Source organism: Oceanobacillus sp. J11TS1 (assembly GCF_018333215.1).
Taxonomy (GTDB): domain Bacteria; phylum Bacillota; class Bacilli; order Bacillales; family Amphibacillaceae; genus Oceanobacillus.
Genome location: NZ_BORO01000001.1, coordinates 326,201 through 341,785, shown reverse-complemented (window position 1 = coordinate 341,785; position 15,585 = coordinate 326,201). Strand labels below are relative to the sequence as shown.

The following is a 15,585-nucleotide window of genomic DNA, read 5'->3' as shown; positions in this document are numbered from 1 at the left end:
TAACACGTTTAGGAACGGACATAGGATCCAAATTGGCTATTCACTTTTTCAATAATCTCGTGATAAGACGCATCTACTTCATCATCTTTTAGAGTATGGCTTGGATCTTGATAAAGAAGACGATAAGCAACCGATTTTTTACCATCTTCCATGTGTTCACCTTGATAGACATCGAATATGGAAACGTCTTTCACTAAAGGAGCACCTATTTCCTTAATAACGGTTTGAACATTGCCGGCAGGGACATCATTATCTAATATAAACGCAATATCTCTTGTAACAGATGGATAACGCGGAATATCTGTAAATGATGGTATCTGCTGATGTGCAGAGAATATTGCTTCTAAGTTTATTTCAAATACATATGTCTCTTTCACATCAAAATCTTTGGCCGCTAATGGGTGAACTTGTCCAACATAGCCAATTCCATTACCATTTAACTTGATTTCTGCACACCGGCCTGGGTGCATATCCTCCATTCTCGTTTGAACAAAGGTAACATCTAATTCTAGATGCGCAAACAACCCTTCAACAATTCCTTTAGCAACATAAAAATCAACTGACTTTTTCTCTTGCTGCCAAGGATGATTATGCCATAAACCTGTTAATGCACCGGCAACATGCAGATTTTCAATTGGCTGCTTCGTAACAGATTCTTCTCTAGATACAAATACTTTTCCAATTTCATAATAAGCTAAATCAGTTTGTGTTCTTGCTATATTGTGCTGCAAGACACGAAGCATTTCAGGAATAAGGCTTAAACGCAGATGGCTGTGCTCTTCGCTCATTGGCATTGCTAAACCAACCGAATAAGCAGGTTCTTTTTCTATATCAGGTGTTAAGAAACGCTTTGCATCCTTCTGGTTTGTCAAAGAGTATGTTAATGTTTCCATTAAACCAGCACTTGATAAATAATTTTTAATTTCTCGCTGCAATCGTTGAATATCTGTTAATCCCCCAGCTTGTACCCAGCCTTGTGGAATCGTATATGGTAAATGCTCATAGCCGTGAATACGGATCACTTCTTCTAAGATATCTTCAAAGATAGAAATATCCCGGCGGCGTGTCGGCACTTCCACTATCATTTCTTCTCCATTTTGAGTGAATTCAAATTGCAGACGAGTCAAGACAGAAATAATGTCTTTTTCATCTAATTCCATACCTAGTCGTTGATTTACTTTTGCTTTTGTAATGACGACAGACTTCTCTGATTTATCCAATTCATCTACTTCAACCACACCGCTTGCTACTTTCGCATTTGCATATTTTTGAAGTAACATGCACGCTCTTACTCCAGCACGTTTCACGCGGTTTGGATCAACGCCTTTTTCAAAACGAGTGCTTGATTCACTGCGTAGACCTGTTTGCTTTACAGTATGACGCACAGAAGCAGATTCGAAATATGCCGCCTCTAACAGGATATTCGTTGTTTCATCTGTTACCTCTGAATTAGCGCCTCCCATTACTCCAGCTAATGCAACGGGCACCTCGCCATTCGTAATAACAAGATTCTTTTCATTAAGTTGACGCTCTTGGTCATCTAAAGTTACTAGTGTCTCATTTTCATTTGCTTGACGAATAAGTACTTGTTTTGATCCAAACTGATCATAATCGAACGCATGCAGCGGCTGCCCGTATTCTAACAATACGAAATTAGTAATATCTACCACGTTATTAATCGGACGGATACCTGATGCCATTAAATAATTTCGCATCCATAACGGGGCAGGCTTAATTTCAACATCTCTTACAATAAAAGCGCCATAATATGGATTGTTTTCTATGGAATCAATTTTTACTTCAATATAGTCTTTTGCTTCGATGGACTGATCTACAGTCAAGCTTTCATCTGGTAGATGGATTGGCTGATCTAAGAGGGCTGCTACTTCATAAGCTACCCCCAGCATACTTAATGCATCCGGACGGTTCGCCAAAACATCTAAATCTAAAATAGCGTCATCTAAGTTTAATAACTCTTGTACTGGAGTACCAACCTCTGCATCTTCAGGGAAAACAAAAATACCTTCAGCCACATCTGCCGGAATATATTTTTCATCTAATCCAAGCTCTTGTAAAGAACAAATCATCCCATTAGATTCGATTCCACGCAGTTTTACTTTTTTTATTTTCATCCCGTTCGGCAATTTTGCTCCAGGCTTTGCAACTGCAACTTTTTGGCCCTGCCCAACGTTTGGCGCACCACAAATAATTTGGAGCGCTTCTTCGCCAACATCCACTTGGCAAAGATTTAATTTATCTGCATCTGGATGTTTTTCACAGGATTTCACATATCCAACAACAATATTTTCAGTCTTAGGAGCCAGGTATTCTATTCCTTCAACTTCAATACCAGATCGTGTTATTTTTTCTGCTAATTCTTCTGGTGTTATTTTATCTAAATTGACATAGTTTCGTAACCAATTATAGGAAACAAGCATGTACTCTCCTCCTTCTTCTCTTACGCCTGATGATATTGTGACAAGAAACGTACATCATTGGTATAGAAATGACGAATATCATTCACGCCATATTTCAACATAGCAATACGTTCTTGCCCCATTCCGAATGCAAATCCGCTGTAAATAGATGGATCATACCCACTCATTTCAAGCACGCGCGGGTGAACCATACCGCCGCCCAGAATTTCAATCCAGCCAGTTTGTTTACAAACAGAACACCCTTCTCCATCACATACTTTGCAAGATACATCCATCTCAACAGATGGTTCTGTAAACGGAAAGAATGATGGACGCAAGCGAATTTCACGGTCTTTCCCAAACATTTTTTTCGCAAAAACATCTAATGTACCTTTTAGGTCACTTAATGTAATATTTTTATCTACAACTAAACCTTCAATTTGTCTGAATTGATGAGAATGGGTAGCATCATCTGTATCCCGGCGGTAAACTTTTCCTGGACAAATCATTTTTATTGGACGTTCCCCTTGATAGGATTGCATCGTACGAGCTTGAACGGGTGACGTTTGCGTACGTAACAGCAATTCATTGGTGATAAAGAATGTATCCTGCATATCACGAGCTGGGTGGTTTTTAGGTAAATTTAATGCTTCAAAATTGTAGTAATCTGTTTCTACCTCTGGTCCTTCTTTTACTTCATAGCCCATGCCAATAAATAAATCCTCAATCTCTTCCATAATGTTCGTCAATAAATGTCTGCCGCCAACATGCACAGGATTTCCAGGCAGTGTCACATCAATCGTTTCATTCTCTAACTGTTCATTTAGTGCTTCTCTTTCTAATTTTTCTGTCTTAGTTTCTAATGCTTCCGTAATGGATTCACGAACATTATTTGCAAGTTCTCCAATAACCGGGCGTTCTTCCTTCGATAATTTCCCCATGCCTCGAAGAACGGATGTTAATGAACCTTTTTTTCCTAAGTATTTCACTTTCATCTCTTGTAATTCTTGACTGCTCTCTGCCTTTTGAATCGAAGCTAACGCCTCTGATTCAATTGCTTGCAATGCTTCTTTCATTGTCTTAAATACCTCCTTTTATTACTTCCTTATTGTTTAATGGACTTCCTAGAAACATAAAAAAACTCCGTCTCCAAAAAAGGGACGAAGCTATATGGTCGCGGTACCACCCTTGTTGACTGGACATAAAAATCCAACCCAACTCTTGCCTTATAACGGATGGCATCCGAATCACCTTTACATTACTATATGGTCCAAGTGTCCGCTCCAGAGTGAAATGTAATTAACATAAATGATAGAAATGCTTTCAGTCAAGGCATTCCCTCCCTATATCACTTTATCCTGTTAATTACTGGCTCCTTCATTGCATTTCTTATTTGTTCTCATTTAAATGTTATTGTAACACCAGGTCAATTCGCTAATATAACGGATCAACCGCTCACTTTGAAATAAATAATTATTTCATTGAATAAAGACATTATAGAAAAATTATCGCTTACTTGCAAGGTTAATTCTTTAAATAATATAATAAGACGCCTGCCGCAATGCTGACATTTAATGATTCTGCCTTTCCAAATATCGGAATTGTTACCCTTGTATCTGCCTTTTCTAACAATGATTCCTGGACACCTGCCCCTTCATTTCCAAAGATAATGGCTGTCTTTTGAGGGATTGGCAGCATCTTATAGTTGTCTGCAGCTTCTAACGCTGTCGCCCAAATGCTATATCCTGCATCCTTTAAATGGACAATTTTTTCTTCCAAATTCTCTTGGAGAATAGGTATATGAAAGATAGATCCTTGTGTTGCACGGATAACTTTATCATTAAATAAATCAACGCAGCCGCGACCAAGTATAATGCCATTTACTCCCGCCGCATCAGCTGTTCGGATAATCGTTCCTAAATTTCCCGGGTCTTGAATAGCATCTAACAGCACAAGCACTTGCCCGTCCGCAACATGTTCCGTTTTCATTTCTACCACAGCCATAATACCTTGAGGTGAAGCGGTAAAGGATAGTTCTTTAAACACCTGCTTTGTTACCTCTGTGATAGGCAGATCACTGGCTATTTCAGGAGTACGAACCTCTTCCGAAACAATGATTTCTTTTGTTTCCCAGCCGCTTAACAGCGCTTCTTCAATTAGGTGCTCTCCTTCAATTAAAAACGTATTTGTTTGTGCCCGGTATTTTCTTTGGTGTAATTTCTTTAATGCTTTTATTTTTTCATTTTTAACAGATGTAATCATTATGTTCATCCTATCCAATTTTTAAATTCTAAATACATCATACATAAATTAATAAGTTGTGGTCAAACTACGATTAATATCACAAAGAAGGAGTGAGTGGTGATGGATTTAAATATCCGCAAAGCGATTTATGCTAACATTTCAAATAATAACCAAGAGCAACTTGAAGCAACTATTGTTGATGCAATTAATAACGGAGAAGAAAAAATGCTCCCTGGTCTCGGTGTATTATTTGAGCTGATTTGGAAACACTCAAACGAAGAAGAAAAACAAGAAATGATTTCTTCTTTAGCATCAGGGGTTCAAAACGACCTATAATTTTTAGAGCATGAACTAAAATAAGGTATCTAATCACTCAAATAGAAATACACAGAGCTTCCCGTGGGTTATTAATCTCCCCTCAGAAATCTCTGTGTATTTTATGCGTTGGTTGTGCGTATAAATGATATGAGATTGTCGGTGAAGTTAAAAAACGCGGCAAATCTAGCAATCTTTGAAACCTTTTCTGACCCTCTTCCGTATTGGATAAGAGAATAAAAGAAAGCCATTCTTGTCCTAAAATCTGTTTTTGCTCCATCACAACTCGAGAAATAATATTCGGAGCAAAAGCACATTCTAAAAAAGGGTTTGACTACAAATACCCTTTAATGATATAACGGATTGAGGCAGTTTTTCATATTATAAATTTATGATTCTAATTCTCAGCTGACGAATATAATTTATAATATGGGAAAAAGGAATAGCAGCCTGGCAAGACTACATACGCTAATCTTTTATTCCTATTTAAAAATGTGCAAATTGCACGAATTTAAAAACAAGAAAGGAGCATGTAATTTGGTAGAAAATAATAATGATACGGAGCAACAGCCAAAGAAGAAAGGGTTATCAAAAGGGATTATTGCTATTATAGTCGCTGTAATCGTACTGGGTGTCGGGGGTGCAGCTGCATTCTTCCTGACAGCATCTACACCGAAAGCTACTTATTTCCAAGCTGAGAAAAACTCAATAGAACAAATGCAAAACTTTTTTGAAACAAAATATGAGGATGAAGTGAATTGGTATGAAAAATCAATGGAGAACCCTGTTTCTCAAACCGTGAATCTTGGTTTAAACCTTGAAGGGCTTGAAAATTCATATTATGCAGATCCTCAAATCATTGCTATGCTTTCTAACGCACAGCTTACAATGGATTCTGAAACAGATATGAAGAACAAACAGGCATACAGTGAGTTATCCGTAAATGTTGGAGGCATAGACTTCAGCGGTATAGCCGGCTATATTGAAGGTTCTGATGTGTACGCACAACTTCCATTTTTGGAAGAAATTCTTAAGATTTCTGATGAAGATCTCGGCAGTGTATTAGCTGAAATCGACCCTTATACTTTTACAGGTAATGAGCAATTAGGTATTGAAGAACTTGTATTTGAAAATGATGGTGCCCTATTAACGGATGAAGAAAAAAAATACATCCAAGATGAATACCTCATGTTCATCTATGAGGAGCTTCCAGACGAGGCGTTTGAAAGTGAAAAAGAAGATGTAAAAGTAAACGGTGATTCTATCAGTGCTGAAAAAATCACTATGAATCTTTCAGAAAAGGAACTTAAATCTGTCATCACTTCTGTATTAGAAAAGATGAAAGGTGACAATAAATTTAAAGAAATTCTTAAGGGACAGTTTGAACAAACTGCTTCTATGCCACTAGAAGACCCGGCAGTAATGGAAGAACAAATTGATCAAGTATTAAAAGAATTTGACAATGCCATCGACCAAGGCATTGAAGAAATTAAAAACTTCCAATTCCCTGATGGACTCCAGTCTACACTTTGGGTATCTGATAACAAAGTTGTGCAGCGTGACACTTCTATCAGTCTAGCTCCTGAGGGTGAAAAACTATTGAATATCAGTTTATCAGGCGGACAATTATTTGATGATAAGCAACTATATTTTGACCAAACATTAACAATGAACGGTGAGCACGAAGAAGTATCTATTGGGTTTGATGGTGACTTCCAAGGTGACGGAGACGCTGTCACAGATAGCGCAAACCTTACTTTTGCGGTTGACGATGGTTATGCTCCAGTTCAGTTCGCCGCATCTTACACTGGAGATGAATCCGTAGATGGTTCTACTCGCAATTTCGATCGCCAGCTGCAGTTCACAGTAGATAATGAAACACTTAACCTCAGCTGGACTGGTGATTCTACCTATGATGGAGACCAAATGAATTCAAACAATAATATTGCATTAGATTTCCCTGGATATATCGAAAATGTATCGATGGACTTAGATGTGGAAGGTTCTGTAATTGACGCTGTAGAAGGTGTCGATACGTCGAACGTCGTTGATCTTGGCGCGATGTCCGCTGCAGAACTTCAAGAATACTTTGAAGGTGACTTTAGTCGTCAACTTGAGCAATGGTTAGCACAATTTGGCCTCTAAGTACTCCATAAATGATTGAATTAGAAAGAAAAGAGTGTGCATAATCATGATTTTTATGAAGCAGACTGGGCTTTTTATCAAAAATCATATACGGCAACTTAAGAGGAAGTGGTACTCACTTCCTCTTCTTTTCATCTTTCCGTTTCTTTTAGCAGGACTTATGATGATTATTGTTGTCAGTTTTTTTACCCAGGATGAAAATGAACCCATTCAATTAGGTTTAGTTGATTTAGATAAATCAGCTGAAACGGAAATGATGGTTCAATTATTAGAACAATCCTCTGGTTTTATTGATTTTTTAGAAGTCAATGAATTATCCGAGGAAGAAGCTATCCAGCAGATTGAATTAAATAATCTAAGTACATATATCGCTTTTCCAAAAGGGTTTATCCAAGACCTATATCAAGGGCATTCTGTCGAAGTTCCTATTGTTGGAAACCGTAAGCAGCGGGTAGAAAGTTTTATGATTAACGAAACCCTCCAAAGTGTCGTTCGTCATATCCGTTCCTCACAAGCTAATATTCTAGCAATTAATTATTATGCGAAACAATTTCAAATGGATGATGAGGCAAGAAATGACTTTGTTTTTGAGCAATTCCAAGATTTTCTTCTTTATACAGTTGGCAGAGATCAGGTAATAAGGGAACAAACTTTAGCAAATGAAGCCAGCTCCTCCCCTGCCGCTTATTTTAGCTTAGGAGCTTGGTTTATTATTAGCAGTTTATGGCTGTTTTCGCTTTATTACTTTTTCACAAAAGAAAATCCACCATTGATTCGTCAACGTATGCAATTGTACGGAGCTACGCAATTTAGACAAATACTTGCTAAAATACTCGTCACAGGTGTGGTATCTTTGATTTTAGCTTGTCTTTCTTTCTTTTCATTGCTTTATTTCTTAGATATTCAGTTTGACCAGGAGAATATCATGCGTGCAACTTTGCTCATTTCCATTTATCAAATTGGATTGATCCTCTCATTGGCTATTTTGGAAGTGCTTATTTCGTCGTTAAAGTTCCGGTTATTCATACAAATACTTTTTGTGTTTATCTTAATCCTGTTTAGCGGCGCAATTATTCCGACGCTTTACTTACCAGTGGGGATCCAGGATTACCTCTCCTATTCTTACGCCTATAATAGTCTTTATTGGCTGCAGGAAATGGTGCTAAATCAAAGACATTATGCAGAATACACCGCTAGTCTTCTAGTCATTGGTGTTTTAGTCTTTGTTTTACTAGGATTATCAAGCTGGAGGGAGCGAAAAATATGATGGATATCATAACGACTCGCTGGTTACATTTGAAAAAGCATCTGCTTTCTATATTATTTTGGTTTGTTTTACCTATATTATTAACATGGATTTTTCTAACTGGCTCTGAGGCTATGCAAAATCAGAGTCAAATACCAGTCGGAATTATTCTGAAGGAAGATTCTGAAATAGCAATCCAGTTGAAAGAAAAATTAGATAAATCCGATTTAATTCGAGTAATCGAAATGGAAAATGAAACAGAAGCAAAACAAATGGTAACTAGACACGAGTTAGATAGTGCTTTTATCATTAAAGAGGGCTATGCGGATGCCATTCAATCCGGACAGCGCAATCGCTTAATAACAAGCTACCGAACTGATTTATCGATGGGATATACACCAGTTGTTGAAATGATTGCCTCGTTTGTTCAGGAAGATAGCGGAAAATCAAAAACAGCCTATACGATTATGGATTTAGGAGAGTCCCTTAAAAGTTCTTCTGTCCCAACTTATCAAGAAGTAATTGACAAGATTTATTCCATTGAAGAAAGCGAAAACTTACTCTTTACAAACTTTACTTTACTCGGTGAAGAGGCAAAAACAAGCGCAGATACGGGGTTTTCTCTCTTCCAAAATCCTTGGGGACTATGGTCTGTATTTACTCTTTTATCTACTTTCTTTCTATTTGACTGGCTGATAAAAGAAAGAAACGCAAGCACCCGTATTCGATTTATCTTTCATCGTTTTTCATTACGTCAATATTTGATATATAACTTTATCCTTTACAGCTTTGGATTATTTATTTTAGACATGTTTGCATGGATAGCTTTCTATTTTCTATATGATGAAAAATGGAGTTTACCACAATTTGGATATATACTTAGTTTTCGTTTGACGATTTGTATGCTTGTCTTTTTAGTAGGATTATCTTTTAAAAAGCTCCTCTCCTACTATATTACCGCTATTCTTATCGTTTTGGTAACAATCATCATAAGTGGAATTATTATACCAATGGATGGCGTCTACGCAAGTTACCCGTGGATTGCTTATCTCAATCCATTACGGCAGGTTGTTTATGAACAAGCATGGAGCGGATGGACAATTCTAGGTCCCATTTGTTTGATTGTTTGGTGTATGAAAGGAGTTTACAATAATGCAGCTAGAAATTGATAATATATCTAAATCCTTTGGAAAAAAGAAAGTCCTTGAAAATCTTTCTTTTCAAGTTAATTCAGGAGAAATTATCGGCTTAGTTGGTGAAAATGGTGCAGGAAAATCCTCCCTGCTGCGTATTTTAGCAACTATTTCAAAAGCAAATACCGGCAGTATTCGCTTAGGAGAATGGACGTATGAGAAAAATCGTAAACAGCTTCGTAAGCTGGTCGGATTTGTCCCGCAGGATATTGCTTTATGGGAAGACATGACAGTGGAAGAAAACATGATTTTTTTTGAAAAGCTCTCATGGGTAAATCGATCAAAAGACGAATTAAAACAGCTTTGTGAGGATATGGAATTATTAAAATGGAAAGAGCCAGTTCACATGCTCTCCGGCGGGATGAAGCGAAAATTAAATATGGCGATTAGCTTAATCCATAATCCTGAACTTTTATTATTAGATGAGCCGACTGTCGGCATTGATTTGCGATCAAAAAAAGAAATTGCCCAATATCTAAAACAGAAAGCACAAGATGACCATAAAATGATTATGTATACTTCACATGATATGGATGAGATTAAAAGTATTTGCCATGCCGTGATATGCATAGGGAACGATCCATTTTATGAAAATCTATTACGTGAAGCAAACATGAAAATTATCTCTATATAATATTGCCTTAACGTTTTAAAACAGATAGAATAATAGTGATATAGTTCGTTCAAAGAGCTGAGTAAAAATCATATCAAAGAAAAACGTTTCTGAGATAATCCCCTATCCATACAGGTTTGTTCCGTTACGAAGAAAGTTATACTGCTTTCGCTAACCTGTTGTTTTATTAGCTCTTTCAATATGAATGAGTAAACACAAAGAATTAATCTTTTAGTTAATTTGGACGGTGAAAATTAATGGAAATTAATACAAATCAACAAACGAATCCTTTGCAGATTTTATCTTCGATTCCAGCTGCTTCGCATAGTACAGAGAACACTGGTTTCGGCGCAAAATCTTTTCAACAACTGCTATTAGAGCGAATTCAAGAAGCAGAACAGCGTACAGCACAGGATTTTGGTTCTAATATCTCTAAGTCTACTTTTATAGCATCGCCGCTGGCTCAAACGGCTGCATTGGGGAACTCCCCCGTAAACCAAGCAACAAACGAGGGATCTAAATTTCAGGCAATCATTCAAAAAATGGCAAACAAGTATCATATAAGTGAAAATTTAATTCATGCTGTTATTAAGCAGGAATCAAATTACGACCCGAACGCAACAAGTTCCGTTGGCGCTCAAGGGCTCATGCAATTAATGCCAAAAACAGCGGCAGGATTAGGCGTTACGAATTCCTATGATCCTCAGCAAAATATTGAAGGCGGAGCAAAATATCTAAGTCAAATGTTAAAAAGATATGATGGTAATGTAGAATTAGCTTTAGCAGCTTATAATGCCGGTCCAGGAAATGTAGATAAACATCGTGGCGTACCACCGTTTAAAGAAACAACCGCTTATGTATCGAACGTAATGAATACATACCGTTCATTTGCATAGATTTTTGTTGATTATAATAGCGTATAGAATAAATGCTGCCCCTCCGCCTTAATAAATATTTATTTCAAACAGTAAGGAATCTATTTTACAGTTGATTCCTTACTGTTTATTCATATCTAAACGTTCAAGAAACGAACCAATAAGATTGCAAAATGTACTAACTCCCCTCTTCCCTCTTTTTCGTTTTAGGAAATTCAGATTTCGCTTAAGCAGCACTTCTGCAACCAAATTATTATAAACATTAGCGCTGTATTTATAAATGCTAGCTTAGTGACTAATTAATCGATTGGAGTTGACTTACATGCATAAGAAAAAAATCGTTATCGCACCCGATTCATTTAAAGAAAGTATGACAGCTAAACAAGCCGCAGAATCAATAGCTAGAGGATTCAGTACTGTTTTCCGAGATGAAGCTGCGTTTGAAATCATCCCAATGGCTGATGGCGGTGAGGGCACAACACAATCATTGGCTGATGCACTCGAGGGAAGGATTTATTATAAAACGGTTACCAATCCGATGGGTGATCCTGTTCGTGCAGCATATGCAATATCTGGAGACAAGTCGACAGCTATTCTGGAAGCAGCAGAAGCTTCAGGGCTGGAACTAGTCCCAATTGAAAAGAGAAATCCTTTGCTCGCAACCACCTATGGAACCGGCGAATTAATTATGGCTGCGCTGGACCACGGCGTTTCTAAAATTATTCTCGGAATTGGTGGAAGCGCTACAAATGATGGTGGTGCTGGTATGCTGGAAGCTTTAGGAGCTCATTTTTATCAACGTAATGGCGAGAAACTAGATTGTGGCGGCGGAAATTTAATTGATCTTGATCACATTGATATTTCTAAACTGGATGCCAGATTAAAAAATACAGAAATAGTTGTAGCCTGTGATGTTGATAATGTGCTTTTAGGGGCTGACGGTGCGAGCGCAGTTTATGGACCGCAAAAAGGTGCAAGTAAGGAAATGGTCCATCTGCTCGACCAAGCGTTAAGTCATTATCATGACGTGCAGGAACGTTTTACAGGAAAATCTGTAAAGGATATTCCTGGATCTGGAGCGGCTGGCGGTCTAGGTGCTGGTTTAATTGCATTTTTAGAAGCAACACTTAAACCAGGTGTAGAGATTGTTTTAAAAGAAACTGATTTTTATAATCGTATTGCCCAGTCCAGTCTTGTTATTACTGGAGAAGGTAAAATTGATGGGCAGACAATCTATGGAAAAACACCTATTGGAGTGGCAAAAGCAGCAAAACAAAACAACATCCCGGTGATTGCATTATGTGGGACGCTCGGACCAAACTATGAGAAAGTATATGAATACGGAATCGACGCTGCTTTTAGCATTATCCAATCTCCCTGTGAACAGAAGCATGCGTTAGAAAATGGCCCGGAATTTTTAGAGGGATTGGCTAGGAATATTGCCCGGATTCTTAAAGTAAAGAGCGCACTCTAAATCTTCATATTAAGTAAAAGGATTCGTGTATTACTAATTGATAACGAATCCTTTTTTATATGATAGCTTCTTAAAACCTATTCATATTCCTTTTCTATTTTTTTATTGCTGCGAACGGTATCCATTTCTCTTACCTGGCTTTCTATCTGTTCCCGTTGCGGTTCAAGAAAAGGAGGTAAAGACAATTTCTCTCCTAACGTTTCATAAGGTTCATCTTCCATAAATCCAGGCCCCGCCGTAGCTAACTCAAATAAAATCTGCGGTGCGACCGGAATATATAATGAACCAAAATAAAATCTTTCTACAAATCCAGAAGTCCGAAAACCAAATTGTTCCATTCTTTGTTTCCAGTTTTCTATATCTTCTCGTTCATCCACACATAATGCTGCATGGTGCACAGTTCCGTAACCTTGAATAGCAGGAGGTAATTCTTCGTTGTGCTCTACAATGATTCGCGCACCATTTCCTCCTTTTCCAATTTCAAAAAGATGAAGGGATTCTTCACTAGAAATCTCTTTATACAAAAATACTTGCTCTAATACTTGTTTAAAGAAATTAAAATCTGCAATGCGTATCACAACAGGGCCGAGTCCAGTAATTGCATATTCTAGTGGGATTGGTCCTTCTTTCCATGGTTTCCCTGATTCTCTTCCTGCATTATTCTCGTCTGAAACGAATTGATACTGTTGATCATCAAAATCAGAAAAGGACAACGTCTTCACATCAAACTGCTGTTTAATTCCAGTATGCCCAATCCCTAGGCGATCGAATCGTTTTACCCAGTATTCCAATGCTGCATCGTTTGGTACACGGAAGGATGTTTTATAGATTTCATTCGTTCCATGCGAACCTTTTGGGATTCCCGGAAAATCAAAAAATGTCATATCTGTTCCAGCGCTTCCCTCATCATCCGCGAAGAATAAATGGTAGGTTTGTATATCATCTTGGTTGACTGTTTTCTTTACCAAGCGCATGCCTAACACATACGTAAAAAATTCATAGTTTTTCTCTGCACTGCTTGTAATTGCTGTAACGTGGTGCATCCCACGGATTGGATTCATCAGAAAATCTCCTTTTATATTTAATTAAAAATGATTGAATTAAATGTAATTTACCATAACTGCTTCCTGCTGTCAAGAATTGCTTCTTTTACAAGCAGATTCTATCTCTGCTTTCCATAAATACTTTTTTGTCCATTAAAAAGCCGTACATTTTTAAGAAACTCTAAAAACATACGGCAAAGGATTATTATTAAGCTTTAATTAACGCGTCTACTGTCTGACGATCTAGTTTCTTAATAACCGCCACCAGTAATTTCACTGCATTCTCATAATCATCACGATGCAGAATTCCTGCATGTGAATGGATATAGCGTGTTGCTATTGTAACAGAAAGAGACGGAACACCATTGCCGGTCAAGTGGATGGAGCCTGAATCAGTCCCTCCGCCAGCCATAGAAGTGAATTGGTAAGGAATATTATTTTCATCAGCTGTCTCGACAACGAAGTCACGAAGTCCTTTATGAGAAATCATCGAAGCATCGTAAAGTACTATTTGAGGACCTTCTCCAAGTTTACTATCCGCATCTTGCTTGGCTATACCTGGTGTATCTCCTGCAATACCCACATCAACTCCAAAACCAATATCCGGCTGAATCGCATGCGTTGACGTTTTTGCACCACGCAGCCCCACTTCTTCTTGAATCGTACCTACACCGTAAACTGTATTAGGATGCTGCTCATTTTTTAATTCCTTTAATACGTCAATAGCAATGGCCAAGCCAATACGATTGTCCCAAGCTTTTGCCATGAGTAATTTTTCATTTTTTAATGGAGTAAATTCAAAATAAGGAACTACGGAATCTCCTGGTTTTACACCGAAGGATTCTGCTTCTTCTTTACTCGTTGCCCCGATATCAATAAACATATCTTTGATTTCATATGGTTTTTTTCTAGCTTCAGCAGTTAATACATGCGGCGGTTTAGAACCAATAACACCAGTTAAATCCCCTTTTGACCCCATGATTGTTACACGTTGGGCCAACATTACTTGGTTCCACCAGCCTCCAACTGTCTGAAAATATAAAAAGCCATTTTCATCAATGCGTGTTACCATCATGCCAATTTCGTCCAGATGTCCCGCAATCATAATCTTTGGCCCATTCTCGTCCCCAACCTTTTTAGCGATGGAGCTGCCTAAATTATCGATTGTTACGTCATCTGCATAAGGTTTAATATAGCGTTCAAATACTTCCCTTACTTCTTTTTCATTTCCTGATACCCCTTTTGCATCTGTTAAATCTTTAAGCATAGTTAAGGTGTTATCTAACTTTTCCATATTCAAATCTCTCCTTTATAAAGTGAAACTTCATCCCAACTAAGGTTGCATAACTTTCAACCAGATGGAATGTTAGTTGTACCAATCAGATTATACTTGCAGTTTACTGCGAAAATGATTTAATAGCCTTCATCTTGACGCTGATAATTGATTTGATTTTTCTCTAAATATGCTTGTTGAATATCCTTATCCGTAAACCCAAGCTGATTCCCCAATTGTAAGGTCCAGCTAAATAATTGCTGGTAATTTTCATTTGTAGGTATTTCCCGGTAAGCGATGGCCTTCGCATATACTTGATAAAAACATTCCGATTCTGTTATGTCATCCTCCAGGTCTAGCTTTCCCCCAGATTGATAATAAAAATCCTTTTCTATACCAATGGACATTAAAAAATGTAACACATCTACATACTCTGCTAAAATAACTTGCTGGTCATTCCTCGGCTTTGTACTCCAGAATTTAAAGCATCTTGTTTCATTTGCAAGTTCACCAAGCTCTACCAGCAAGGCTAGATGCTTTTCATGAAATAAATTCACTTCTGACAGATCATGATTGTTTTCAATATATGTATCTAATTCCTGCTGCATTTCAAATAGTTGATTCCAATCCAAAGTAACGCCTCCTCGTCCATGTTCTCTTCCATTTTATCACAGACTTTTTAGAAAAGCTTTTTATAGAAACAGTATCATTTCCTAATTATTAACCAAGTCCATGAAACGATTCTTT

The 15,585-nt window shown here is 37.6% G+C and carries 13 protein-coding genes and 1 other annotated feature; of the genes, 7 read left to right on the top strand and 6 right to left on the bottom strand.

Going from position 1 to position 15,585, the window contains the following annotated elements; all coding sequences use genetic code 11:
* Positions 1-8: 8 nt before the first annotated feature.
* The 3 genes from pheT to KI343_RS01565 form a co-directional block, all read right to left on the bottom strand.
* Positions 9-2,438 carry a phenylalanine--tRNA ligase subunit beta gene (gene pheT / locus KI343_RS01575; protein ID WP_212924671.1) on the bottom strand — a complete coding sequence of 810 codons (2,430 nt, stop codon included), beginning with the start codon at positions 2,436-2,438 and terminating at the stop codon, positions 9-11.
* Between the two features lie 20 nt (positions 2,439-2,458).
* The gene (gene pheS, locus KI343_RS01570; protein WP_212924670.1) at positions 2,459-3,493 is read right to left on the bottom strand and encodes a phenylalanine--tRNA ligase subunit alpha; all 1,035 of its coding nucleotides are present in this window, start codon (positions 3,491-3,493) and stop codon (positions 2,459-2,461) included.
* A gap of 77 nt (positions 3,494-3,570) precedes the next feature.
* Positions 3,571-3,807: a binding site (T-box leader), on the bottom strand.
* Between the two features lie 134 nt (positions 3,808-3,941).
* Positions 3,942-4,679: a TrmH family RNA methyltransferase gene (locus tag KI343_RS01565; protein WP_212924669.1), complete on the bottom strand. Its 738-nt coding sequence runs from the start codon at positions 4,677-4,679 to the stop codon at positions 3,942-3,944.
* A 102-nt stretch (positions 4,680-4,781) separates the two neighbouring features.
* Between KI343_RS01565 and sspI the strand changes: the two genes are divergently transcribed.
* From sspI to KI343_RS01530, 7 genes are all read left to right on the top strand, one after another.
* Entirely contained in the window at positions 4,782-4,997 is a 216-nt protein-coding gene (gene sspI / locus KI343_RS01560; protein ID WP_212924668.1) for a small acid-soluble spore protein SspI, read from the top strand.
* Between the two features lie 516 nt (positions 4,998-5,513).
* The gene (locus KI343_RS01555) at positions 5,514-7,121 is read left to right on the top strand and encodes a DUF6583 family protein (protein ID WP_212924667.1); all 1,608 of its coding nucleotides are present in this window, start codon (positions 5,514-5,516) and stop codon (positions 7,119-7,121) included.
* A gap of 46 nt (positions 7,122-7,167) precedes the next feature.
* On the top strand, positions 7,168-8,388 hold the full coding sequence (locus KI343_RS01550; protein WP_212924666.1) for an ABC transporter permease: 1,221 nt from the start codon (positions 7,168-7,170) through the stop codon (positions 8,386-8,388).
* The gene (locus KI343_RS01545; RefSeq protein WP_212924665.1) at positions 8,385-9,536 is read left to right on the top strand and encodes an ABC transporter permease; all 1,152 of its coding nucleotides are present in this window, start codon (positions 8,385-8,387) and stop codon (positions 9,534-9,536) included. The genes KI343_RS01550 and KI343_RS01545 overlap by 4 nt, the downstream gene beginning before the upstream one ends.
* Complete coding sequence (locus tag KI343_RS01540) at positions 9,520-10,194, top strand: ABC transporter ATP-binding protein (RefSeq protein ID WP_212924664.1); 675 nt, start codon at positions 9,520-9,522, stop codon at positions 10,192-10,194. Before KI343_RS01545 ends, KI343_RS01540 begins: the two co-directional genes overlap by 17 nt.
* Positions 10,195-10,430: 236 nt before the next feature.
* Positions 10,431-11,069, top strand: coding sequence for a lytic transglycosylase domain-containing protein (locus KI343_RS20300; RefSeq protein WP_212924663.1), 639 nt, complete (start codon positions 10,431-10,433; stop codon positions 11,067-11,069).
* Between the two features lie 301 nt (positions 11,070-11,370).
* A complete protein-coding gene (locus KI343_RS01530; RefSeq protein WP_212924662.1) occupies positions 11,371-12,522 on the top strand; it encodes a glycerate kinase family protein in 1,152 nt (383 codons plus the stop codon).
* A 77-nt stretch (positions 12,523-12,599) separates the two neighbouring features.
* Here KI343_RS01530 and KI343_RS01525 read toward each other — a convergent pair whose 3' ends face one another.
* From KI343_RS01525 to KI343_RS01515, 3 genes are all read right to left on the bottom strand, one after another.
* A complete protein-coding gene (locus tag KI343_RS01525; protein ID WP_212924661.1) occupies positions 12,600-13,583 on the bottom strand; it encodes a ring-cleaving dioxygenase in 984 nt (327 codons plus the stop codon).
* A gap of 190 nt (positions 13,584-13,773) precedes the next feature.
* The gene (locus KI343_RS01520) at positions 13,774-14,859 is read right to left on the bottom strand and encodes a M42 family metallopeptidase (protein ID WP_212924660.1); all 1,086 of its coding nucleotides are present in this window, start codon (positions 14,857-14,859) and stop codon (positions 13,774-13,776) included.
* Positions 14,860-14,978: 119 nt separating this feature from the next.
* Complete coding sequence (locus tag KI343_RS01515) at positions 14,979-15,470, bottom strand: dUTP diphosphatase (RefSeq protein WP_212924659.1); 492 nt, start codon at positions 15,468-15,470, stop codon at positions 14,979-14,981.
* Positions 15,471-15,585: the final 115 nt, after the last annotated feature.